At 73.3% G+C, this 21,537-nt stretch carries 25 protein-coding genes and 1 pseudogene; 20 read left to right on the top strand and 6 right to left on the bottom strand.

Annotation, left to right across the window (positions count from 1 at the left end; translation table 11 throughout):
• The first annotated feature begins 265 nt into the window (after positions 1 to 265).
• Positions 266 to 607 (top strand): hypothetical protein, encoded by a 342-nt coding sequence (locus SSNG_RS43115; RefSeq protein WP_007268466.1) that lies wholly within the window; start codon positions 266 to 268, stop codon positions 605 to 607.
• Between the two features lie 141 nt (positions 608 to 748).
• Here the strand turns inward: SSNG_RS43115 and SSNG_RS33810 are convergent, their stop codons facing one another.
• Positions 749 to 2,161: an aminopeptidase P family protein gene (locus SSNG_RS33810; RefSeq protein WP_007268465.1), complete on the bottom strand. Its 1,413-nt coding sequence runs from the start codon at positions 2,159 to 2,161 to the stop codon at positions 749 to 751.
• 173 nt (positions 2,162 to 2,334) lie between these two features.
• Here SSNG_RS33810 and SSNG_RS33805 point away from each other — a divergent pair, with 173 nt between their 5' ends.
• Positions 2,335 to 3,318, top strand: coding sequence for a helix-turn-helix transcriptional regulator (locus SSNG_RS33805; protein WP_206731424.1), 984 nt, complete (start codon positions 2,335 to 2,337; stop codon positions 3,316 to 3,318).
• Positions 3,319 to 3,363: 45 nt separating this feature from the next.
• Here SSNG_RS33805 and SSNG_RS33800 read toward each other — a convergent pair whose 3' ends face one another.
• Complete coding sequence (locus SSNG_RS33800) at positions 3,364 to 4,986, bottom strand: ATP-binding cassette domain-containing protein (protein ID WP_241695300.1); 1,623 nt, start codon at positions 4,984 to 4,986, stop codon at positions 3,364 to 3,366.
• 180 nt (positions 4,987 to 5,166) lie between these two features.
• Between SSNG_RS33800 and SSNG_RS45045 the strand changes: the two genes are divergently transcribed.
• The 6 genes from SSNG_RS45045 (at position 5,167) to SSNG_RS33775 (ending at position 10,176) form a co-directional block, all read left to right on the top strand.
• Positions 5,167 to 5,298 carry a hypothetical protein gene (locus SSNG_RS45045; protein WP_277752172.1) on the top strand — a complete coding sequence of 44 codons (132 nt, stop codon included), beginning with the start codon at positions 5,167 to 5,169 and terminating at the stop codon, positions 5,296 to 5,298.
• Between the two features lie 49 nt (positions 5,299 to 5,347).
• A complete protein-coding gene (locus SSNG_RS33795; RefSeq protein ID WP_007268461.1) occupies positions 5,348 to 5,674 on the top strand; it encodes a hypothetical protein in 327 nt (108 codons plus the stop codon).
• A 182-nt stretch (positions 5,675 to 5,856) separates the two neighbouring features.
• On the top strand, positions 5,857 to 7,398 hold the full coding sequence (locus tag SSNG_RS33790) for an NCS1 family nucleobase:cation symporter-1 (protein WP_007268460.1): 1,542 nt from the start codon (positions 5,857 to 5,859) through the stop codon (positions 7,396 to 7,398).
• Between the two features lie 141 nt (positions 7,399 to 7,539).
• Positions 7,540 to 8,232, top strand: coding sequence for a DUF998 domain-containing protein (locus SSNG_RS33785; RefSeq protein ID WP_050779983.1), 693 nt, complete (start codon positions 7,540 to 7,542; stop codon positions 8,230 to 8,232).
• 64 nt (positions 8,233 to 8,296) lie between these two features.
• A complete protein-coding gene (locus SSNG_RS33780) occupies positions 8,297 to 8,785 on the top strand; it encodes a DUF5990 family protein (protein ID WP_042804606.1) in 489 nt (162 codons plus the stop codon).
• 32 nt (positions 8,786 to 8,817) lie between these two features.
• The gene (locus SSNG_RS33775) at positions 8,818 to 10,176 is read left to right on the top strand and encodes a hypothetical protein (RefSeq protein WP_347232513.1); all 1,359 of its coding nucleotides are present in this window, start codon (positions 8,818 to 8,820) and stop codon (positions 10,174 to 10,176) included.
• Positions 10,177 to 10,413: 237 nt separating this feature from the next.
• Here SSNG_RS33775 and SSNG_RS33770 read toward each other — a convergent pair whose 3' ends face one another.
• Complete coding sequence (locus tag SSNG_RS33770; protein ID WP_007268455.1) at positions 10,414 to 10,755, bottom strand: HopJ type III effector protein; 342 nt, start codon at positions 10,753 to 10,755, stop codon at positions 10,414 to 10,416.
• 93 nt (positions 10,756 to 10,848) lie between these two features.
• On the opposite strand from SSNG_RS33770, the gene SSNG_RS33765 reads away from it, so the two are divergent.
• Complete coding sequence (locus SSNG_RS33765; protein ID WP_007268454.1) at positions 10,849 to 11,145, top strand: hypothetical protein; 297 nt, start codon at positions 10,849 to 10,851, stop codon at positions 11,143 to 11,145.
• A 27-nt stretch (positions 11,146 to 11,172) separates the two neighbouring features.
• Here SSNG_RS33765 and SSNG_RS33760 read toward each other — a convergent pair whose 3' ends face one another.
• The 3 genes from SSNG_RS33760 to SSNG_RS33750 form a co-directional block, all read right to left on the bottom strand.
• Positions 11,173 to 11,556: a hypothetical protein gene (locus tag SSNG_RS33760; protein ID WP_042804605.1), complete on the bottom strand. Its 384-nt coding sequence runs from the start codon at positions 11,554 to 11,556 to the stop codon at positions 11,173 to 11,175.
• Between the two features lie 327 nt (positions 11,557 to 11,883).
• Entirely contained in the window at positions 11,884 to 12,966 is a 1,083-nt protein-coding gene (locus SSNG_RS33755; RefSeq protein ID WP_129593409.1) for a hypothetical protein, read from the bottom strand.
• Positions 12,967 to 13,076: 110 nt separating this feature from the next.
• The gene (locus SSNG_RS33750) at positions 13,077 to 13,964 is read right to left on the bottom strand and encodes a LysR family transcriptional regulator (RefSeq protein ID WP_007268451.1); all 888 of its coding nucleotides are present in this window, start codon (positions 13,962 to 13,964) and stop codon (positions 13,077 to 13,079) included.
• Between the two features lie 198 nt (positions 13,965 to 14,162).
• Between SSNG_RS33750 and SSNG_RS44450 the strand changes: the two are divergent.
• From SSNG_RS44450 to SSNG_RS33700, 11 genes and pseudogenes are all read left to right on the top strand, one after another.
• Positions 14,163 to 14,456 (top strand): annotated as a pseudogene (locus SSNG_RS44450) (alpha/beta hydrolase); the annotation flags it as partial.
• Between the two features lie 145 nt (positions 14,457 to 14,601).
• A complete protein-coding gene (locus SSNG_RS44445) occupies positions 14,602 to 15,018 on the top strand; it encodes an alpha/beta fold hydrolase (protein WP_347232521.1) in 417 nt (138 codons plus the stop codon).
• Complete coding sequence (locus SSNG_RS33735) at positions 15,015 to 15,542, top strand: hypothetical protein (protein ID WP_007268449.1); 528 nt, start codon at positions 15,015 to 15,017, stop codon at positions 15,540 to 15,542. Before SSNG_RS44445 ends, SSNG_RS33735 begins: the two co-directional genes overlap by 4 nt.
• Before the next feature lie 250 nt (positions 15,543 to 15,792).
• Positions 15,793 to 16,470, top strand: coding sequence for a CPCC family cysteine-rich protein (locus SSNG_RS44440; RefSeq protein WP_007268448.1), 678 nt, complete (start codon positions 15,793 to 15,795; stop codon positions 16,468 to 16,470).
• 127 nt (positions 16,471 to 16,597) lie between these two features.
• Positions 16,598 to 17,101, top strand: a complete 504-nt coding sequence (locus SSNG_RS33725; RefSeq protein WP_007268447.1) for a hypothetical protein — start codon at positions 16,598 to 16,600, stop codon at positions 17,099 to 17,101.
• A gap of 100 nt (positions 17,102 to 17,201) precedes the next feature.
• Positions 17,202 to 17,651, top strand: a complete 450-nt coding sequence (locus SSNG_RS33720; protein ID WP_007268446.1) for a hypothetical protein — start codon at positions 17,202 to 17,204, stop codon at positions 17,649 to 17,651.
• 263 nt (positions 17,652 to 17,914) lie between these two features.
• A complete protein-coding gene (locus tag SSNG_RS33715) occupies positions 17,915 to 18,874 on the top strand; it encodes a MerR family transcriptional regulator (protein WP_007268445.1) in 960 nt (319 codons plus the stop codon).
• Positions 18,875 to 19,172: 298 nt separating this feature from the next.
• Positions 19,173 to 19,343 (top strand): hypothetical protein, encoded by a 171-nt coding sequence (locus SSNG_RS42650; protein ID WP_165365083.1) that lies wholly within the window; start codon positions 19,173 to 19,175, stop codon positions 19,341 to 19,343.
• Positions 19,344 to 19,538: 195 nt separating this feature from the next.
• Positions 19,539 to 20,078 (top strand): hypothetical protein, encoded by a 540-nt coding sequence (locus SSNG_RS33710; protein ID WP_007268443.1) that lies wholly within the window; start codon positions 19,539 to 19,541, stop codon positions 20,076 to 20,078.
• Positions 20,079 to 20,337: 259 nt separating this feature from the next.
• Positions 20,338 to 21,000 carry a hydrolase gene (locus SSNG_RS33705; protein ID WP_007268442.1) on the top strand — a complete coding sequence of 221 codons (663 nt, stop codon included), beginning with the start codon at positions 20,338 to 20,340 and terminating at the stop codon, positions 20,998 to 21,000.
• 2 nt (positions 21,001 to 21,002) lie between these two features.
• Complete coding sequence (locus tag SSNG_RS33700) at positions 21,003 to 21,521, top strand: DoxX family protein (RefSeq protein ID WP_007268441.1); 519 nt, start codon at positions 21,003 to 21,005, stop codon at positions 21,519 to 21,521.
• Positions 21,522 to 21,537: the final 16 nt, after the last annotated feature.

Genomic DNA, 21,537 nt, shown 5'->3' with positions numbered 1-21,537 from the left:
CGCACCCGGAACGGCCCCCTCCGCCGGACCCGGCGGTGACGCGCCCGGCCACCTTCGAGTGGTGTCGCCCACACCCGGCATGTGCCGATTCCAAGGCGTGGCAGGAGCCGGTCCTTCGATCTCCAGGACGAAACCGGACACCCTCCTCGGGGCCTCAAGGAGGGACGTTCCCGCGCGCGTTGCCGGGCACGGATTTCACGGTGCCGTTGACAGAGGCGGGTGGCACCATCTGGGCCGGTGGTCCCATCAGCTACAGGGGGTAGGCATGGAGAGCACGACGACGTACGCATGGCCGCGCTGGGCGGAGGCGGCGGACGGCGAGGCGCTGGAGCGCTGGCTGGCCGGCCACGGCTGGGAGGTCGACCCGACGGTGTTCATGGCCGGCGGTCTGGGCCAGGCGGTCCAGGTCCGGCCGATCGGACCGGGGCCTGACGGTGCGGACGGCTTGGACGGCGCGAACGGCGCGGACGGCCCGGACGGTGAGGCAGGCGAGGCGGGCGAGGCCGGGCTGCTGATCCTGCCGGGCGAGACGGTGGAGTACGCCGGGTCCCGGATGCGGATCGCACGCCGCACCCCGGCGGGCACCGGATCCCCGGCCTGCGCCTGAGGCCCGTCCGCCCCGGGAACGCGAAGGCCCCCGGGGACGCGAAGGCCCCCGGGAACGCGAAGGCCCCGGGACCCGAAGGCCCCGGGGCGGCACGCGTAGGGGCCCCTCCCCGCACTCGGCGGAAGAGGGGCCCGGCCGGCGTCAGCCCGCGACGCGGGCCATCCACGCCTCGACCTCGTCCGCCGAGCGCGGCAGGCCGGCCGACAGGTTCTCGCTGCCGTCCTCCGTCACCAGCAGGTCGTCCTCGATCCGCACGCCGATGCCGCGCCACTCCTCCGGCACCGTGAGGTCGTCCGGCTGGAAGTACAGGCCCGGCTCCACCGTGAGCACCATGCCCGGCTCCAGCACGCCGTCCACGTACTCCTCGTTGCGGGCCTCCGCGCAGTCGTGGACGTCCAGCCCGAGCATGTGACCGGTGCCGGCCATGGTGAAGCGGCGCTGCAGCCCGAGCTCGAAGGCCCGGTCCGCCGGGCCCTCGATGAAGCCCCACTCGACGAGCTTCTCCGCCAGGTACCGCTGCGCCGCGATGTGGAAGTCGCGGTACGCGGCCCCCGGCTTCACGGCGGCGATGCCCGCCTCCTGGGCCTCGTACACGGCGTCGTACACCATGCGCTGCACCGGCGTGAAGACGCCGCTGATCGGCAGGGTGCGGGTGACGTCGGCGGTGTAGAGCGTGTGCGTCTCCACACCGGCGTCGAGCAGGAGCAGGTCGCCGGGGCGCACCGGACCGTCGTTGTCCGTCCAGTGCATGATCGTGGCGTGCTCGCCGGCGGCGCAGATCGAGCCGTAGCCCACGGAGTTGCCCTCCAGCCGTGCCCGGCGGAAGAAGGTGCCCTCGATCCACCGCTCGGAGGAGGCGACCGCCCGCGACAGCTCGCCGACGCAGTCGGTGAACCCTCGCACGGTGGAGTCCACCGCCTTGCGCATCTCGCCGATCTCCCAGGCGTCCTTGACGAGCCGGAGCCCGCTCAGCGCCTCCTCCAGCTCGGCGTCCCGCTCGGCGTCGGTGGTGACCGCCGCCTCCAGCGCCGGATCGACGCCGCGGACGATACGGGTGGGCACGTCGGGCGTGGCGGCCAGATCGTCCGCCGCGGTGCGCACGTCGCGACAGGACACCCCGAGCACGCGCTCCGACTCGGCGAGGGAGCGGCGCCGGCCCATCCACAGCTCCGCGGTGTAGCCCAGCCAGAACTCGTCGGTGTCCCGGCCGTCGCGCGGCAGCAGGTAGCAGTACGCGTCGTGGCCGCCGTCCGGGCGGGGTTCGAGGACGAGCGCGCAGTCGCGGCCCCGGTCCCCGGTCATGTGGACGTAGCCGGAGTACGGGCGGAACGGGTAGGTGTCGTCGTTCGAGCGGGTCTTGAGCTTGCCCGACGGGACGACCAGACGCTCGCCGGGGAAGCGCGCGGAGAGCGCGGCGCGGCGGCCCGCCGCGTACGGGGCCTGCTCGTCGAGCGGGAGGCCGTGCTGTTCGGTGTCCGCCCAGCCCGTCCTCATCAGGGCGGACAGTTCCTCGGAGACCCCCGAGTAGAGACCGTTCTTGCGACCCTTCGCCACGTCGTTCTCCTTCTTCCCGCTTCAGGATGGGTGTCGGCTTTCCGGCCGCCGGAGGCCCGGGGGCCCCGGCGGCTCCCGGAACGTACTGCGGGACGGGGCGCCCCGGAGGGCCTGTGGTGCCAGTGGCACTGATCGGCCATCGAGTCCCCGGGCGGTCGTCGATAATGCGGTGCATGGCGAACGCGAAACTGGGCGAGGCCCTGCGGATGCTGGGGATCGGTCCCGCGGCGGGCCGCGTCTACCTCTCGCTCCTCGAACTGGCCCCCGCCCCGCTCACCGAGATCGGGGAGGCCGCCGGGCTGGACGGCGCCGGGCTCGCCGCCGCGTACGCCGAGCTGGTCGACGCCGGGCTCGCCAGCGCCGCCGCGGAGGGCGCGGACGTGGTGGCGCCGGTGCCGCCCGCCGCGGGCCTGGAGATCCTCGCCAGGCACCGGGCGGCCGAGCTCGAAGGGTCGCGCATCGCCGTGGGCGGCGCGTTCGAGTCGTTCCGCCGCCAGCGGCTCGCGGCGTACAACGACAACCTCGTCGAGGTGGTGACCGGCGACGCCATCGGTCCGAGGATGCGCCAGGCCTGGACCAGCGCCCGCGCGCAGATCCGCCAGCTGGACTCGCCGCCCTACTTCCCGCTGGCCGGCGCCCTCGACGACGCGCTCGGGACCCTCGCCCGCGGCGTGACGCAGCGGGTCGTCTACTCCAAGGCGTCCCTGGAGGTGCCCGGGCAGCTGGAGACGGCCATCGAGCCGTGCATCGAGGCCGGTGAGCAGGCCCGGGTGGCGCCGACGGTACCGGTCAAGCTGGTGATCATCGACGAGGCGTACGCGCTGGTGTCCCTGTCGATCAGGGAGGCGGACGTGCACAACACGATGCTGGTGGTGCAGCCGTGCGGCCTGCTCTCCGCGCTCCTGGCCCTGTTCGAGCAGACCTGGCAGCAGGCCCTCCCCTTCCACGGCCGCGCCACCCGCCCGGCCGGTCTGCCCCCGGCCGACCGCCGCCTGCTCCGCCTCCTAGCGGGCGGCGCGAGCGACGAGGTCATCGCCCGCGAACTGGGCATCAGCCGCCGCACCTTCTTCCGCCGGCTCCAGATCCTGATGGCCCGGCTGGGCGCCGAGAACCGCTTCCAGATGGCCCTCCAGGCGCAGCGCAACGGCTGGCTGTGAGCGGGACGTGCGTGAGCGCGGCGGCGGGCTCCGGAGACCGGACGGTCACCGCCGGGCCGGAACGCCCGCCGCCGCGGGGCGGGACGCGTCCGGGGCCCCGGCCCCGCCGAGGGCCAGGCGCTTCCCGGAGAACCCGGCCCGCAGCCGCCGGTCGTGGCTGACGACGATCAGGGTCCCCGCGTACGGCGCCAGTGCCGCTTCCAGGTCCTCCACCACCCCCGGCGCCAGATGATTGGTCGGCTCGTCGAGCAGCAGCAGGTCGTACGGCCCGTCGGCGACGAGCCTGCCCAGCTCCACCTTGCGCCGCTGCCCCGCGGACAGCTCCCGCAGCGGCCGGTCCGCGTCGGCCGCGCCCAGCAGCCCGAGCCGCACCACGGCCTCCGCGACCTCCTCCCCGAACGCCCCCGCCGCGCAGCGGCCCTCACCGGACCGGGGATCGTCCTGCCGCAGCAGCCCGACCCGTCCCGGCGCCCGTACGCTGCCGTCCCCGGCCGGCACGAGACCCGCGAGCACCTGCAACAGGGTCGACTTCCCCGACCCGTTGGCCCCCGTGACCAGCATCCGCTCAGCCGCCTCCAGCCGGAACGACACCGGCGCGAGCCGCCCCGGCACGGCCAGCCCCCGAACGTCCACCCCGCCGCCCGGGCCGCCGTCGGCTCCGAACCGCCCGGTGAACCGCAGCGGCCGCGGCGGTGCCGGAATCGGATGTTCCGTCAGCCGGGCCAGCCGCTCCCGCGCGTTGCGGATGCGGCTCATCGCCCCGTGCGCCCGCGACCGGGCGCGGAAGGCCCCCGCGCCGCTGAACGCGGCCGGCGCCTTCCGCGGGATCTGCGCGAGCCGCCCGATGTTGCCGTCCGCGAGCCGCTCCACGCGCCGCGTCTCCTCGACCCACTCCTCGTACTCGCGCTCCCACCGGGCCCGCGCCGCGGCACGCGCGACCAGGTGCCCGGCGTAGCCGTTGCCGTGCCGGTGCACCGTGAGCCGTTCGTGGTCCACCTCCAGGACCGCGGTGGTGACCCGGTCCAGGAACATCCGGTCGTGGGTGACGGCCACGAGCGTGCCGGTCCGCCGCACCAGGTGCTCCTCCAGCCACCCGACGGCCTCGTCGTCCAGGTCGTTGGTGGGCTCGTCGAGCAGCAGCAGCTCCGGCTCGGCCGCCAGGGCCGCGGCCAGCGCCAGCCGCGAGCGCTGCCCGCCGGACAGCGTCCCGAGCGCCCGCCCCCGCTCGAGCGGCTCCCGCTCACCGAGCCGCCGCAGGAAGGAGGCCACCCGCCGGTCGGCGTCGCGTCCGCCCCGCGCGTCGTACTCGGCGAGCAGCCGCGCGTACGCCTCCACCTGCTCGGGGCCGGCCAGGTGGAGCCGCTCCTCGGCCGCCCGGATCCGCCGTTCCAGCTCCCGCAGCCCGGCCAGCGCACGGTCCACGGCGTCACCGACCCGCGCCCCGGCCGGCAGGTCCAGGGTCTGGGCCAGATACCCCACACCACCGGGCGCCCGTACGCACACTTCGCCCGAGTCGGCCCGCTCCTGCCGGGCCAGCAGCCTCAGCAGCGTCGACTTCCCCGACCCGTTGTCCCCGACGACCCCGACCCGCTCCCCGGGCCGCACCGAGAACCCGACCCGGTCCAGCACCGTCCGGGTCCCGTACCGCTTGCCGGCCTCGGCCAGCACGACCTGACTACCAGCAGCTGAAGCACGCACAGGCGACCCCTTTCATTTGGAACGAGACGTATCGTCTCGTTGAGACTCTACGCGAGCTTCTCGCCCCTGACAAGACGTCGCGTCTCGCCTGAGGCAGCCCCACGCCAAGGTGCACGGCGTCAGCGCCACCGCGCCGGGGCGGAGTCGGGCTTGGACTACCTCGAAGGCGGCAACGCGCGGTACCGCAGCAGCGTGCGGATCGTGGACGAAGAGACCCGCGAGCAGCCCGTGTCACGTGCGTTCGTAGGCGACCTTCGCCAGCTGGACGGCCAGCTGGTTTGATGGCCCCCGGTGACGTGACGTCCGTCATCGGTCGGGGGAGGAGTCAGCGATGGCCAATGCGGGGGCGAAGGCGGAGCCATGGGCGTTCGGGCTGGTCAACTGCATCCTGTACCAGGCGATGTACCGGGAGGGCGGCGGCGCGGAGCTCGACGACGAGACGGTGCGCCGGTACGCGGCGGCCATGCAGGCCGAACCGCTCTCCGACCGCCCGGTGGCCGAGCAGGTGACGGCGCTGCGGGCGGTGCTGGCCACCGCCACACCGCTGGCGAGCACGTTCGACCCGTACGAAGGGCAGGAGCCCTTCGGCGAAGCCGAGTTCCGCGGCTTCCTGGCCCGGCTGGCCGACGAGCTCGAATCCCACGGCCGCGCGCCGTGAACTTCGCGCCCCTGCCGCAGTAGGGTCTGCCACACCCGTGCCAGGGGTTCACCGGGGTTTCCGACTCCGCCGGACCCTCGCCCCGGAGCGACCGGGGGGAGACGATGGACCGGGAACCGGTGTCCAGCCCTGACCGAGGTCTCCGCCCGAGGCCTCCACCCGACCCGAGGGGGCGTGCGCACGTGCCCGACCACCACCACCACCCGACCGCCGAGACCGGGGACCGCGTCGAGCTCGCCCCCGGCGAAGTCCCCTCCGACGGCCGTTTCGCCAACCCCGACCTCCTCCCCGTACCGGTCGAGGCCCGGCGCTGGACCACGTACAACTTCACGGCCCTGTGGGTCGGCATGGCGCACAACATCCCCTCCTGGCTGCTCGCCTCCGGCCTGGTGGCCCTGGGGATGGACTGGAAGCAGGCCGTCTTCACCATCGCGCTCGCCAACCTCATCGTGCTCCTGCCGATGCTCCTCACCGGGCACGCCGGCCCCAAGTACGGCATCCCGTTCCCCGTGCTGGCCCGGGCCTCCTTCGGGGTCCGCGGAGCCAACATGGCGGCGCTCATCCGGGCGGCCGTGGCCTGCTGCTGGTTCGGGATCCAGACCTGGATCGGCGGGTCGGGGATCTTCGTCCTGCTCGGCAAGATCTTCGGAGGCTGGGCGGGAGCCGCGGAGATCGGCGGTGAGCCGTGGACGCTGTGGCTCTGCTTCGGCGTCTTCTGGGCCCTCGAACTCGCCATCATCTACCGGGGCATGGAGGCCCTTCGGCGCTTCGAGAACTGGGCCGCGCCCTTCGTCATCGTCGGCGCGCTGGTCCTGCTGGTCTGGATCGGGGTGAAGGCGGGCGGCTTCGGCGAGCTGCTCGACCAGCCGTCCCGGCTCGGCTGGGGTGCGGACTTCTGGCCGGTCTTCTTCCCCTCCCTCATGGGCATGATCGCCTTCTGGTCCACCCTCTCCCTCAACATCCCCGACTTCACGCGCTTCGGCGCCGGCCAGCGCTCCCAGATCCTCGGCCAGACCCTGGGGTTGCCAACGACGATGACCCTCTTCGCGCTGCTGTCGGTGTTCGTCACCTCCGGCTCGGAGGCGGTGTACGGCGCCCTGATCTGGGACCCGGTGGAGCTCGTCGCGAAGGCCGACAGCGTCTTCGGGCTGCTGTTCGCCCTGGTCACCGTACTGATCGCGACGATCTCGGTGAACATCGCGGCCAACGTCGTCTCCCCGGCCTACGACCTGGCCAACCTGGCCCCCCGTCTGATCGACTTCCGCAGGGGCGCGCTGATCACCGGCGTCGTCGGCGTACTGATCATGCCGTGGAAGCTGACCTCCACCCCCGAGCTGTACATCTTCACCTGGCTCGGCCTGGTCGGCGGGCTCCTCGGCACGGTCGCCGGCATCCTCATCGCGGACTACTGGATCATCCGCCGCACCCGGCTCTCGCTGCCCGACCTCTACCGGGAGGGCGGCCCGTACTGGTACACGGGCGGCTGGAACCTCCGGGCCGTGGCGGCCTTCGCGGTCGGCGGGGTCCTCGCCATCGGCGGCTCCCACTCGGCCCCCGGCAAGGGCCCGTTCCCCCAAGAGGGCCTGATCCCCTTCCTGAAGCCGCTCGCCGACTACGGCTGGGCGGTGGGCCTGACCGCGTCCCTGCTGCTCTACACGGCCCTCATGACCGGGTCGCACCCCGCCCCACCGGGAGCGGGGCGCCACGACGCCGGACCGGCGTGACCGCGCGGCCCCGACGGACCGCGTGGTGGGGAATGCCCCACCCCGGCCCAGGGGGTTCGTCGGCGTGCCCACGCCCGGCGCCCCGTGATCGGCTGTCCCCACGGCATTCACGGTGCACGTGACGGAAGGCGGGGGACAGAGATGAGAGTCCGGATCGGGTACGCGGCCTGGGCCGTGGGCGTGGTGCAGTTCTTCGTGGTCCACCGGATCGCCGAGTCCGCCTGGACGATTCCCTACACCTGGGCGGGGAACAACATCAGCGACCTGGGCAACGCCCTCTGCGCGCTGCAGCCCGATCCCGAACCGCGGTACGTCTGCTCCCCCGAACACGGCCTGATGAACCTCTCGTTCATCGCCCTCGGGATCTTCCTCCTAGCCGGTATCGCCCTGACCGGCGGCGGCGGGGGTGGTTCCCCGTGGCGCAGCAACCGGGCCGGTGTCGCGGCCCGGCTCCTGCTGGCCGCCGGCGGCGTGGGATTCGTACTGGTCGGGCTGGCTCCCGCCGACGTCAACGAGAACCAGCACGTCCTGGGCGCCCTGCTCATCATGGCGTCGGGCAACACCGGCCTCGTCCTGGCCGGTTTCGGCGGCCTGCAGGACCAGGTCCCGGCCTTGCTGCGGCGGGGCGCCGCCCTGCTGGGCGTCACCGCGCTCACGGCCCTCGGCCTGTTCCTCTCGCACCACTACGCGGGCCTCGGCATGGGCGGCATGGAGCGCGTCGCCGCGTTGCCCCTCCTCCTCTGGAGCCTGGCCGCCGCCCTCCGCGGCCTCGCCGGTCATACAGGTCGTATGGGCGGAGCAACAACGCGAGCACACCTCCGCCACGCGGGCTGAGCACGCGCGGGCGGCCCGTCCGATCCGCCTCCCGCGCGGACCGGACGGTGGCACAGTGGGCCCCATGCAGATCCGGATCGAGGGATTCGACCTGCCGGGCCGCACCTGCCCGCCCGGCCCCGGCTTCCCCGGCTACGACGACATCCACGTCGCCGTCCAGCCACGCGCCCGCGACGCGCGACCGCTGGACCCCCACCCCGGCGACGCCGGCTCCGCGCTCTGGACGCTGGACTGCACCGCCCGCCCGGACGCCGCCGCGGGCCTCGACCTGACGGGCCCGTGGATCCAGGGCCGCCCCGGACAGCGGTTCGTCTACCTCACCTGGAGCGGGGTCGACGGCACCGGTGCCCGCGGCACGTTCCGCCGGGCGAAGCTCATGCTCGACGCCGTCGACCCCTCGGTGGCCGCCGCCGCGGCGGACACCGGGCTGCTGGTCGCCCGCCTCGCCCTGACCGACGCCCACGGCAGACCCCTGTGCGCCGCCGTCCGCCCCCCGGTCGTCACCTGGTCCGCCGGGGCCCACGGGACGGATCGAGTCACCGGAACCCTTTGAGGCCCGTCCAAGAGGTGGCGTACGGTGCTCGTGTGTTGATCACAGGGGAGACGACCGCACCCGGGACCGCGCTGCTCCTCGCCGCCGCCCCGGCCGGCAAGGGCCGCCTCATCGCGGCCAGCAGCGTCCTGTCCACGCTCGCGGCCTGTCCGCCCAGCGCGCTGACCCGGACCGCGGCCGGGACGATCGTCGAGCTGTCCGATCCGACGGACCAGCAGACCGTCCTCACCCGCATCCGCGCCGCCGCCACCGCGCCGGGACCGCTCACGCTCCTCCTGGCGGGGCAACTCCACCTCGACACCAGGCAGCACGGGATCCACCTGGCCCTGGCCCGCACCACACCCTCCACCCTCCGCTACACCGGCCTGCCGTGGGCCTGGCTGGCGAACGAGCTGAAGCCGCGCCGTCCCGGGACCACCGTCGTCCTCGTCGACCTGGTCGCCACCCCCGACACCTGGCAGAAGATCTCCGCGTACGGCCTCACCCTCGGCCACGGGACTTCGCTCTACGGCCGCGTCACCCCCGCGCCCACCCGCCACCGCGTCGCAGACCCCGTCTACCTCAAGGGCGTGGCCGGCATCTGGCGCAGCGGGCTGACCCCGCCGCTCGCCGAGCTCCACACGAGGGCGGCCGCCCAGGCCGGCGACGCCACGGCCCTGCTGCTCGCGGCGGACGCCACCGCGACGCCCGTTGCGCCGCGCCCCCCGGCGGTGGAGGCCGCGGCGGCTGATCCGCTCCCCGCGATCCTCGCCGCCGCGCACGCCGGCCGGCACGCCGAGGCGGCGTCGCTCGCCGGCCGGTGGGAGGGCTGGGCCGCCCACACGTACGGGCCCGGGTCCGCCGAGGCCGTGCACTGGCTGGAGGTCAGGGCCGACCTCGCCCACATCGCCGGCGACGCGGCCGGCAGCTGCGAGCTGTGGATGGCCGCAGCCGACGCCCGCCTGGGCCGCCACCAGGGCCCCGGACGCCCCACCGGTCCAAGGCGCCGTGGACCGCGCCCACCACCCAGTGGCAGCAGATCCCGGACCCGCGCCGCGCCAGGGAACTCGGCCCGCACCTGGTGGCCCTCCGCCGCCGCGTCCCCGGCCGGCGCCCGGGAGCCACGGACGCCGTCCAGCGCAGACTCGAACTCCTGCACACCACGCCGGATCCCGCGGGCACGACGCGGACCTGACCCCGGAGCGCCCATGCCCACGGACTGCCAGCCGATGGACCTCGCCCCATACACGGCCCGCGCCCGCAACGGCCCGTGCTCCGTCAGCCGCCCCCTGACCGCCCGCCTCCGCGAGGCGGCGGCCGGCCTCCGGCCGGGGGAGCAGCCCACGTCGGCGCTGCCACCGCGACCACCGCCCTGCTCCTCCTCGGGCCGGTGCGACGGCCACCACCCCTAACTCAGCACGAGCTCCCCCAGCTCCTCCAGCCAGTACCTCACCCGGTGCCACCGGCTGCAGAACCGTTTCGGTCGCCCCCGACGCCGCTCGTCCAGCGGCCGTCGGCACTGCTTGCACTGCTTCACCCGACTCCGTCCGTCCCCCATGACCACGACCCTAGCCCCGGTCCCGGCCACCCCGACGACGGCAGGGGCAGTTGTGGGGAAACGGTGACGAAGGGCCGGAGTCCGTGGCCGTTCAGCTCTTGCGGGTCAGTGCCTGCCCGGCGAAGCTCACCCCGGCCAGGCCATGGGCCAGGAGGTTGCGGATGTTGCCGTGGTCGGTGTCCTCCGGCGTCGCCAGCACCTTGCGGTAGTGCTCACCGAACGCCAGCAGCGCTTCCTCGTCGGTCAGACCCTCCAGCAGGGCCAGTCCCAGCGTCTTGCAGGAACCCTCGTTCTCACCCGCGGCGTTCTCCAGCTCCCCGTTGCGGAACGCCTGCGGCTGGTAGTCGTGGTGCGCGGCGACGAAGGCCAGGGTGTCGGCGAACTCGTGCTCACCAGACGCAAGGCTCGCACGCAGCGAGTTCAGGTCCGTCATGTCGGCTCCCTCGGGTAGAACAGACGATCCGATCGCCGTCCGTGACCGGAAGACCATACCCCCGCCGGGGCCGACCGCCGAGAATCGCGCCACATGTCGGAACGCGCGGAATCCCCGCAGGTCACGGCGCACGCGCCCAGTCAGGAGCCGGCGCGCTCCCAGGCCCGGCGGATCGCGGTGTCGACGACCGCCGGCTCGGCGACGGGCTGCGGCTTCCCCAGGACGGGGCGCGAGGGGGTGAAGGCGGGGGAAGAGCTGGCACTGGAGCCCCACGAGTTCTCCCTCTCCCTCCTGGGCTTCGTCCTGGACGTGGAGAAACGTGCCTGGAGCGCCCACTTCTACGCCCGCTTGAACGACATGACCGGCGAGCAGCTCCAGACGCTCGAATGATTCCGTGCTCCGAACACCGCCCGGGGGTCAGAACACGGTGACCGTGAAGGGGTTGTCCACGTAGGAGCCGCCCAGGTCGTACGTGTAGACGGTGACCGTGTCCGGGCCGCAGAGGGCGTTGGGCGTGGTGCTGAAGCTGCGGCGGTTGGAATTGGGCAGCTCCACGTGGACCACGCTGAACGCGAGGTTGACCTGCTCGCTGACGTTCACGCAGTACCTGCCGGTGTTGACGTGACGCACCCAGTCGATGTTCTTCGCCCGCTGCAGCACGCCGGCGGCCGTGACGTCTGCCGCGGCCTGGACGTAGGGCGAGGTGATCGGCCTCGGGTCGGCCGCGGCGGCGCCCGCGGGCACGGCGAGCGCGACCGTCACGGCGCATGCGACCGGCAGGGCGGACAGGAAACGGATCATCGGACTCACAACTCCCGGCGACGGCGTCCTGCAGCGGGGCGCGGACGATCCCCCCACACTCGGCCGGTACGCACCACCCTGCGTCCGCCGCGCCGACCCGCGATCGGCCGAACGGGGCCGAAAGTCACCCGTCCGGCCCGGCGAGCCCGAGTGCGCCGCGGCCCGGCGGCGGTGCGGCGGATCCTTCGGGGACCGTGCCTGAGCCAGTGCAGGTACCGGATCAGCAGACGGCTCACCACCGGGGGCGGGACCACCACCCGCCCCCGTCATACCGCCCGCCCCGCGCCAACGGAACGGCGCCGGACGGGGCCGGCGCCGAACGCCCCGTCAGCCGGTGTACTTCGTACCGTCGAAGGAGTACGGAAGGTTCGACTCCGCCTCGACGGACACCTCGCCCGCGGCGCCCGCGGACACCTTCAGCACCGTCAGGCCCATGATGCGCTGGGTGTACGAGGCCCACGGGATGTCCGTGGTGCCGGCCCAGCCGCTGCTGCTGAAGGTCGTCGACCGGCCGGGCCCCGACTCCGTGTACACCTTGCTGACCGCCGTGCAGGCCACGAGCGCCCCGCCGTCCGTCGTACGCCAGAGGGGGCCGTGCGAACCGCGGTTGACGTCGACGCCGAAGTCGACCTTGGCGCCCTTCCCGAGGGACGTGCGCATCCTCTCCAACTGCGCGGCGGAGGCCGCCTTCCGCTTGGTGACGTCCTGGCTCCACTTCACGCCGCCCGGGCCGGCGTCGGTGTACATGTAGTCGCCGTACTGCCCGCAGAGCTTCGCCGGGTCGGCCGCGAGTCCCGCCGTGTCCCCGCCGGTGACCGCCCGGCCGTCGGGCCCGACCGCGACCTGCGGCAGGCCACCCGGCTCGGGCGCACGGGCGATGAAGGCCGCGAGCCAGGGCGCGCCCGCCTTCTGCTGGTGGAACAGCGACCAGCGCAGCACGGCCTCCTTGCCGGCGTCGCCGACGGTGTAGCCCTGCACCTCGTGCGCGCCGAGGATCCACCGGTCGCCGCCGTCGTCCTTGCCGGTGCTCCACGTGTGCACCGCCGGGTCCGTCTCGGGGGCGTCGGCGGGCCTCGGCTCCCGGTCGGTGCCGTACTTCCTGGCGGTCTCCACGACGGCGAGCTGCTGCTCCAGCAGCGGGCCCTCGGTGACGCCCTTCCAGTACCCGGCGTCGAAGTTGTCGGCCTCGACCTTGAGGGTGACGTCCTTGACGACGCCCCGCGCCTCCTCCTGCGAGAGCGGCGGCACCTTGACCGGGGCCGGCGCGCCGCTCGCCGCGGGGCCGGCGGCGGACTTCGCCGGCCCGGCGGCCCGCTCGCCGGTGCCGTGGCCGCTACAGCCGGCGGTGGCGGCCAGGGCGAGGACGAGGGCCAGGGCCGCGGGTACGGGCATGGATATGGAGCGTCTCATCAGGAATCTTCCTCGGGAACGATGCGAAGGCCTGATCATGCACGACACCTCCGACACCTCCCACACCGGCCAGCGCCCATGCGCCCCCATACCGCCCCCCGGCCCTCCGGCTAAGGCCGTCCCAGGCCCCGGCACCCGTCCAGAAGGGCGACCAGGGTGCGGGACGGGGGGCCGGGCCGGACGGCGAGGGACGTCACGACGGTCGGCGCGGGGGCGGTGAAGGGGCGGAAGGCGACGTACGGAGCCGGCTGGATCCCGGCCTGGGCGGCGTAGTACACGGTCCAGGTGTGGCGGCCCGCGGCGATCGCGGCCAGGGTGTCCTGGTCGTTGGTGAACGGGGGCCCCGGCACCGGCTCGAAACCCGCCACCCGGCAGGCCGCGGTCACGGCGTCCACCAGCGGCGGGTTCTCCTCGCGCGTGGCGATCCGCAGCGGCAGCCGGGCCAGGTCCGCCAGGGCCACCTCCGCCGCCGCGGCCAGCGGATGCCGTACGGGAAGGGCCGCGACCAGCTCCTCCTCCCACAGCGGCAGCAGCTCCAGCCCGGGCACGGGATCCGCGCCGCGCACGAAGGCCGCGTCCAGCTCCCCGTCCCGCACCTGCCGCAGACGCGCCGCCAGGGGCAGGCCGACCAGCTCCACCAGCAGCGCGGGCGCGCGCTCGGCGAGACCGGCGAGCAGCTCCTGCAACCGAGGGCCCAGGCCGGTACTGGTACCCACCCTCAAGGTGGCGTCCCGCTGCGCACGCACCCCGGACGTCGCCTCCAACAACACCCGCTCGGCATCCAGCAGGGCGCGCGCGTGGGGCAGCAGCGCCTGCCCCGCGCGGGTCAGCGTCACCGTCCGCGTCGTGCGGTCGAACAGCTCCAGCCCGAGCTCCCGCTCCAGCCGGCGGATCTGCTGACTGACGGTCGGCTGCCCGACGTACAGCCGCTCGGCGGCGCGCCCGAAATGCAGTTCCTCGGCCACCACGGCGAAGTACCGGACCTGACGCAGCTCCACAACCGCCCCCGCCCCGCCCCCGGCAGCCCGGCAGCCCGACCGCCCGACCGCCCGACTCATCATGATCATCAATCAGTCTAAGCGCGGATCACCCATGGGACTCACTGCCGTTCCCGACTGGAATGAACTCCGACATCCCCCACCACAGCGGCGCCGGAGCCACGGGACCGACCGCTGCCCGAGGAAAAGGAGACCGCGATGCCGACCGCGGACGTCAACGGCACGACCCTCCACTACGAGGACCACGGCGCGGGCCGCCCCCTCGTCCTCCTCCACGGCTGGGGCACCAGCGGCCGGGTGTGGGACGCGCAGACCGCCGACCTGAGCCGCGACCACCGCGTGATCACCCTCGACCTGCGCGGCTGCGGCCGCTCCGCACGGGCCACGACCGGCTACACCATCGCCGACGCCACCCGCGACACCCTGCAGTTCCTGCAGAGGCTGCGCCTCGGGGCACCGGTGCTGATCGGCTCGTCCATCGCCGGAGCGTTCGTCCTGGAGGCAGCGCTGGCCGCACCGCAGCGGATCGGCGCGGTGATCCCGGTCGACGCCGGGGTGCACCACTTCGCGACCGCCACCGGCATGCAGCAGGGCGACGGCCACTCTCCTCTCCGGCCTACGGACGGACCGCGCCGGCATCCTGGCCGCCTTCGTCCCCCACTGGTACCGGCCGGGGGCGGACCGGGCCCTGATCGACACCACGGTCCGCCAACTCCTCCACTCGACCCCCCTGATCGACCGCCTGGTCACCGACCAGGCGACCTACGACCCCCGCCCCCGCCTGCCCCGCATCCGCGTGCCGGTCCACTTCCTCCACGGCGAACTCGACACCGAAGTCCCCCTCGCGATCCCGCAGGAGTGCGCCGCACTCATCCCGGGAGCCGCCCTCACCGTGATCGAGGGCGCGGGCCACATGTCCCAACAGGACCACCCCGAACACTTCAACACGGCCCTGCGCGCCGCCCTGCGCATCACAGAAGGGCCGGCCCGGCCTGGACAGGTTCCCGGACGGGACGGACACGAGGACCCGACGCCCGATAGGTTCCCGTCATGAGCGACGACGAGGACTACCTCGACAAGAGCCCGGCAGCCGCACGGATGGGGAAGGCCGCGGAATACCTGGTGGCGGCCTCGTCCATCCTCGCCACGGGCGGCGAGTTGAACGTATCCACCTCCCTCGTGGACGACGAGGGCGTCGACCTCGTCTTCCACCGCCGCGGGAGCTCCGCGACCCTGGCGGTGCAGGTGAAGGCGAGGATGTCCACCGGCACGCAGGTCCAGCAGGGCAGGCTGATGGCCTTCGTACGATCGCAGACGTTCCAGCCGCGCACCGACCTGGACGTCCTGTTCATCGCCGTGGACGTCGAGCAAGGAGCGATCAAGACGGCCTGGCTGATACCGAGCGGCACGTTCGCGGAGATGACCGAACCCAACAGCAAAGGCCGCCTCCGCTTCTCGGCGTCGATGAAGGAGGATTCCAGGGACCGCTGGACCCCGTTCCGCCTGCGCACGGCCGCCGAACTCCCAAGGCGCATCCTCACCCGCCTCGCCGAGCTGGAGAAGACGGGCGCGGAGTAGCGCGGCGCAGCGGGACCGGCCGCTCGACGGCCGGCCACGCCACCGATCCGGCCCAGCAGGGAGCGCGGCCGCTGCGACCCGTCCTGGCCGGTGAGGAGGACCGCCACGCTGCCGGCCCCGGGCCCGGTGGTCCACCGCGCACCTACGCACCGCACCTACGCACCGCACCTACGCACCGCACCTACGCACCGCACACACGCTCCCGAGGAACTCAGTCGCCGCTGTCCGGGGCATGGACCAGACTGGTCCAGTGGATACGCGTCGCCCCTGCCCCTGCTGTGGTCATCTCGTCTTCGATGCCGAAGACGGGTGGCCCGGCTCCTACGCCGTCTGCCCGGTCTGCTTCTGGGAAGACGACCCGGTCCAGTTCCGCTGGCCGTTCAGGCCGGGTGGCGCCAACCAGTGGTCGCTCGCCGAGTCCCAGCAGAACGTCCTGGCCTACGGCGCCTGCGACCAGCGGGGGCGGCGTTTCGTTCGGCCCCCGGCGGATGACGAACCCCTCGATCCGAAGTGGCGCCCGATCGACCCGGCCACCGACGTGTTCGAGGATTTCGCGGGCGACGCCCACCGTCCTTGGCCTGATGACGGTTCAGCCCTGTGCTGGTGGCTCCCTTCGTTCTGGGGAACTCCCGAAGATCCCCCGCACGATCCGAACGCGGAGGTGGTGATCGACGTCGGTTCGGTGCGCAGCGAGCGTGATCTCCATGCGGTCCTCAAGCGGGAGCTCGGTTTCCCGTCGTTCTACGGCATGAACTGGGCCGCATTCTGGGATGCGGTCACCGGTCTCGTGGCGATGCCCCAACGGCTGCGTTTCGTCCGCTGGGCAGAGTTGGAACTCCGCATTCCACTGGCCGCGACCATGCTCAGGGACCAGCTGGACAGATACGACGAGACGGCCCAGGGGTTCACCGTCACCTATGAGCAGTAGAGGCGGATGGCATGGGCCTCCATCTCCTGCGCGAGCTGCGACGGCACGCGGCCGGCGCGCCGGAGCCCCTCCTGTACGGGGAAAATCCAGGGGAGCGGACGGCCGCGCGCTGCTACGGTCGGGCGCCATGAGCTGGCTTCCCGATGACTTCGTCCACCCCGTCCTGGTCCCGCTGCCGGGCGGTGGCCATCACCTGCGGCCGATCCGGGAGGCGGACACCCCGCTCGACTATCCGGCTGTGATGGGTTCGCGCGAGCGCCTGTGGACCATCTTCGGTCCGGCCTGGGGCTGGCCCGCGGCCACCATGACCTACGAGGCCGACCGGGCCGACCTGTTGCGGCACGAGAAGGAGATCGCCGCACACCAGTCCTTCAACTACGCGCTGTTCGACGCGGCGGAGACGGCTCTGCTCGGCTGCGTCTACATCGACCCGCCGGAGAGGGCCGGCGCGGACGGCGAGATCTCCTGGTGGGTGGTGGACGAGCTGGTGGGCAGCGAGGTGGAGCGGGCCCTCGACGCGCTGGTGCCGCAGTGGATCGCGACCGACTGGCCGTTCGAGCAGCCGCGCTTCCTCGGCCGCGAGACCTCCTGGCAGGACTGGCTCGCCCTGCCGGAGCATCCCGGGACGTAAGTGGTTGTCGCATTTTTCGCGGACGAAGTGCAACCGTCCCGCCGTCCCGCATGTCCCACCATGCAGGAGCGACCAACTCCACCGACGACCAGGGGGAAACATGAGGTCCACCCGTTCCGTCCTTGCCACCACCGCATTCGCCGCCCTCGCCCTGGGGGCCACGACCGCGCTGGCCGCGCCCGCCAGCGCCGCGCCCAACACCACGCCGCAGAAGGTCTGCGGCAGCGCCTACAAGACCGTGAACTCGGCCGCCATCGGCTCGCTGGGCACCGTCTACCTCACGTACAACGCCTCGAACGGCAAGAACTGCGTCGCGACCATCCGCAACAACCCGGGTGCGGCCGTGGACATGGCCCTGTGGATCGAAGTGCCCGAAACGTGGGAGCGGGGCGAGGACTACGGCCGGTACACGTCGTACGCGGGGCCGGCCTACGTGTACGGCAAGGGCCACTGCGTCGACTGGGGCGGGGGCATCAGCAACGTGCACGTGCAGGTGTACAACTCCAACTGTGGCGCGCGCAAGGAGCACCGGGTCACCGAGGTCCGCTGACCCGAGCTCCTCCTGACCCGCGACGAACCACCGCGGTCCGGCTCGCCCCGGCAGGCTCGCCGAGCTCTGCCGGGGCGAGGGCGCGTCCGGTCTCCTCCCTCGGGTGCGCTCCCGTCGCCTGGCGGTGGACGGGCCGGCGCCTCGACCTCGGCGCCGGTGAGCCCGCCGACCAACCAGCGTGACCCGGTCCAGCGCCGCCAGGGCGCGGCCGTCGCCCGGTACCGCTTGAGTCTCCCGTCGGGGGAGACCCCAAGCTGGGGGACATGCACCACGACAACCTCTACTCCATCGGCGAGTTGGCGCGCCGCACCGGCCTGACGGTGAAGGCGATCCGGTTCTACTCCGACAAGGGCATCGTCCCGCCGGCCGGCCGAAGCCCCGCGGGCTACCGGCTGTACGGCCCGGACGCGCTCGCCCGCCTCGCCCTGGTCCGGACGCTGCGCGAGCTCGGGCTCGACCTGGCGACCGTACGCCAGGTGCTGGACCGGGAGGCTTCCCTCCCCGAGGTCGCCGATGCGCACGCCGACGCCCTGGACGTACAGATCCGGTCCCTGCGCGTGCGCCGGGCGGTCCTGCGGGCCGTCGCGCAGCGCGGCACCACCCCCCTGGAGATGGACCTCATGCACCGACTCGCCACGCTTTCCCGGGACGAACAGCGCCACCTGGTCGCCGAATTCGTCGAGGCCGTCTTCGCGGACGGCGAGCCCAACCCCGAGTTCGCGAACCTGATGCGGACCGTCATGCCGGAGATCCCCGATGACCCCACCCCGGAGCAGGTCGGAGCATGGGTCGAACTGGCGGAGCTGTGCCGGAGCACCGAGTTCCGGTCCGCGGTACGACGCGTCGCCGAGGACCAGGCGCAAGCGCCCGCCCCGGAAGCGGCGGGCGACCTGCACGACGCCCTCAACCGTACGATGCGCGAACGCATCGAGGAGGCCACGGCCACCGGCGTCCTCCCCGCTCGCGGCTCGGCCGTGCCGCTCGCCGATGTGCTGGGCAGCCTCTACGGCCACGCGTTCCGGTGCGCGGGCGACGGCGATCTGCGCCGTTGGCTCCTCGCCCGCCTTCACCTGACCGCCGACCCGCACGTCGAGCGGTACTGGCAGTTGCTGGCGACGGTCAACGGATGGCCCTCCTCGCCGACCCTGGCCCCCGTGTACAGCTGGTTCACCACTGCCCTGCGGAATGCCTCCGCCGTGGGGGCGACGTCGCGGGCCGGGTAGGACGTCCCTCGCAGCAGGACGCGCCACAGGCCTCGGTGTGGCGCTGCTGACTGATCAGTCCGCCGCGTACCCCAGCTCGGCCAGAGCCTCGGCCCGCCGGCGCTCGACATCGCTGAGCCCCATCCCCTCGGGTCCGATCAGGACTGCGGGCCGGCGCTCGGCACCGGCCGGGCCCACCGGACCCGCGCGGCCGCGTGCCACTTGTCCACCGAACGCGCGGGTAACGGGGCGGAAGCCGCCCGCATTTGATAGATGTGGGTTGGTTGTCGTACCTGCGGGGCCGGGAAGGGGTGGAGTGATGGGGCTGCTGCCCACCACGCTGTGCCAGTGCCGGCTGTGCGAGGCGGACGAGGACAGCGGTGAGGCGCGCACGGTGGTGGTCGTCGAGGGCGGCTTGTCGGTGACCTGGCACCTGCTGGCCTGTCCGCACTACCGGGCCGATCGGGTCCTCGCCGGTCGCGAACGCTGAGCCGTCTTCCACCTGTCCCTGTCCCAGCGGGCCGCGCCGGTCGCGCCGTCACGGCCCGGTTCCGCCCGAAGGTGTCACAGGGCACCTGTTCCGCGCGGCCTGGATCCGGGCCCGCCCGACGCGGCGCGCTTCGGGCGGCCCCGGCGTGACGTTATTCGATGGAGCCGGTCGGGTGGGCGCCGCAGGATGGGGCGCATGAATCCGCCGATCCTCACGCACCGGGTGGAGTTCCTGCGCCACCCCCACCCCGGCTACCCGCACCTGACGGCCTGGGGCATCCGGATCGACGGCACCGACCTGCGCGTCCTGGTCGCGGGAGCGACGCGCGCGCTCTGGGGCCGGGAGCTCGACGAGGACGACGACACCCCGCAGGAGCGCGAGGAGTTCCTGCTGCACCAACACGCCCCGCTCCACCTGGATGACGACGCGGACGGCACCCGGGCCCGGGCCCACTTCCTGGGCGATGCCCCACCGGAGCTCCGCGACCGCGACACGGGCGCCCTGTGCCTCCTGGGCTGTCCCTGCGGGATCGATGCCTGCTGGCCCCTGCTCGCCATGGTCCACGCCACGGCGACGGAGGTCACCTGGTCCGGCTTCTACCAGCCCCACCGGCCGGAGTGGGGCGAACTGTCCCTGGGCCCCTACGTCTTCCCGCGCACCGCCTATGACGAGAGCCTGGCCACACCGGTCCTGCTCGCCGAGGACCCCCTCACCCCGCCGCCGGGGGAGGAATAGCCACCAGCACGGGGAATCACCGCGCGGCGGCCCCGCACCGTCAGGGTCGTAGGCCGCCGGGGAGCGGACCAGGGACCGGCGCAGACCTCGGGGGCGCCCCGGTCCGGCGGGGGTGCACGGAGCGGCAAGGGGCGCGGCACGCTCGGGCAACTCGCCTGATCCTCACGGTCATACGTTCGGGGAGTGCCGGTCGCCGCCGTGCGGCAACCGGCCGCGACCGGTGCGGTTCCCGCACTCCGTCCAGCGAGAGGAAACCCCGATGTTCGACATCACCCGCGTGCACGCCGCCCCCAGCGCGGACCTGCTGACCCCCGACAACTCGGTCATGCTCTTCGTCGACCACCAGCCGCAGATGTTCTTCGGCACCGGCAGCGGTGACCGCACCGCGATCATCAACAGCACCGTCGGCCTCGCCAAGGCGGCCAGGGCCTTCGGCGTACCCGCCGTGCTGACCACGGTCGCGGCCGAGTCCTTCTCCGGCCCGCTCCTGCCCCAGCTGGCGGCGGTCTTCCCGGAACAGAAGCCCGTGGACCGCACCAGCATGAACGCCTGGGAGGACGAGGCCCTGGTCGAGGCGGTCCGCGCCACCGGCCGCCGCAAGATCGTCCTGTCCGGCCTGTGGACCGAGGTCTGCCTCGTCCTGCCCGCCCTCTCCGCGCTGGAACAGGGCTACGAGGTGTACGTCGTCACCGACGCCTCCGGCGGTGTGACCCCCGCCGCCCACGAGCACGCCGTCCAGCGGATGACCGCCGCCGGCGCCGTCCCCGTGACCTGGGTGCAGGTGCTCCTGGAACTCCAGCGCGACTGGGCCCGGCAGGAGACCTACGGAGCCGTCATGGAGATCGTCAAGGAGCACGCGGGGGCCTACGGCCTCGGAGTGGTGTACGCGCAGTCCGTCATCGGCGCACACGCGGCCGGCTGACCTTGGACGCCGGCCTGCTGACCCTGCGCCTGCTGGTGGGCCTGCTCATCGCCGGCCACGGAGTGCAGAAGATCAGTACGCACCTCGGCGGCAAGGGCCTCGACGGCGGGGCCCGCGAGTTCCGGGCCGACGGGTTCCGCGGCGGTGCCCTCACCGCCCTCGCGGCCGGCGGCGGCCAGATCGGCTCGGGCGTGCTGCTGGCCGCCGGACTGCTGACCCCGCTCGCCGCGACCGGGGCCATCGGGGTCATGACCGTCGCCCTCACCGTGAAGTGGCCCAACGGCCTCTGGGTGCAGGACGACGGATACGAGTACCCCCTCGTCCTGATCGGAGCGGCCGCCGCCCTCGCGGCCACCGGTCCCGGCGCCTGGTCCCTGGACCGGGCTCTGGGACTGGCGCCGTACCCCCTGTGGTGGACGGCCCTCGTCCTCGCGGCCGGCCTCGGCAGCGGGCTGCTCACCCGGCTCGTCCTGCACCGCACCCCGGACGAGCCGCACGCGCCCGAGGCCCGGACCCCCTGAAGACCGCCCCACCCAC

Origin of the sequence: Streptomyces sp. C (assembly GCF_000158895.1) — a bacterium.
Classification (GTDB): domain Bacteria; phylum Actinomycetota; class Actinomycetes; order Streptomycetales; family Streptomycetaceae; genus Streptomyces; species Streptomyces racemochromogenes.
This window is presented reverse-complemented; position numbering and strand designations above follow the sequence as displayed.

Bases quoted from the DNA above. Each gene is read 5' to 3' on its own strand.
- SSNG_RS43115 (WP_007268466.1), top strand. From the start codon at position 266: ATGGAGAGCACGACGACGTACGCATGGCCGCGCTGGGCGGAGGCGGCG.
- SSNG_RS33805 (WP_206731424.1), top strand. From the start codon at position 2,335: ATGGCGAACGCGAAACTGGGCGAGGCCCTGCGGATGCTGGGGATCGGT.
- SSNG_RS33795 (WP_007268461.1), top strand. From the start codon at position 5,348: ATGGCCAATGCGGGGGCGAAGGCGGAGCCATGGGCGTTCGGGCTGGTC.
- SSNG_RS33785 (WP_050779983.1), top strand. From the start codon at position 7,540: ATGAGAGTCCGGATCGGGTACGCGGCCTGGGCCGTGGGCGTGGTGCAG.
- SSNG_RS33780 (WP_042804606.1), top strand. From the start codon at position 8,297: ATGCAGATCCGGATCGAGGGATTCGACCTGCCGGGCCGCACCTGCCCG.
- SSNG_RS33770 (WP_007268455.1), bottom strand. From the start codon at position 10,755: ATGACGGACCTGAACTCGCTGCGTGCGAGCCTTGCGTCTGGTGAGCAC.
- SSNG_RS33765 (WP_007268454.1), top strand. From the start codon at position 10,849: ATGTCGGAACGCGCGGAATCCCCGCAGGTCACGGCGCACGCGCCCAGT.
- SSNG_RS33760 (WP_042804605.1), bottom strand. From the start codon at position 11,556: ATGATCCGTTTCCTGTCCGCCCTGCCGGTCGCATGCGCCGTGACGGTC.
- SSNG_RS33755 (WP_129593409.1), bottom strand. From the start codon at position 12,966: ATGAGACGCTCCATATCCATGCCCGTACCCGCGGCCCTGGCCCTCGTC.
- SSNG_RS33735 (WP_007268449.1), top strand. From the start codon at position 15,015: ATGAGCGACGACGAGGACTACCTCGACAAGAGCCCGGCAGCCGCACGG.
- SSNG_RS33725 (WP_007268447.1), top strand. From the start codon at position 16,598: ATGAGCTGGCTTCCCGATGACTTCGTCCACCCCGTCCTGGTCCCGCTG.
- SSNG_RS33720 (WP_007268446.1), top strand. From the start codon at position 17,202: ATGAGGTCCACCCGTTCCGTCCTTGCCACCACCGCATTCGCCGCCCTC.
- SSNG_RS33715 (WP_007268445.1), top strand. From the start codon at position 17,915: ATGCACCACGACAACCTCTACTCCATCGGCGAGTTGGCGCGCCGCACC.
- SSNG_RS42650 (WP_165365083.1), top strand. From the start codon at position 19,173: ATGGGGCTGCTGCCCACCACGCTGTGCCAGTGCCGGCTGTGCGAGGCG.
- SSNG_RS33710 (WP_007268443.1), top strand. From the start codon at position 19,539: ATGAATCCGCCGATCCTCACGCACCGGGTGGAGTTCCTGCGCCACCCC.
- SSNG_RS33705 (WP_007268442.1), top strand. From the start codon at position 20,338: ATGTTCGACATCACCCGCGTGCACGCCGCCCCCAGCGCGGACCTGCTG.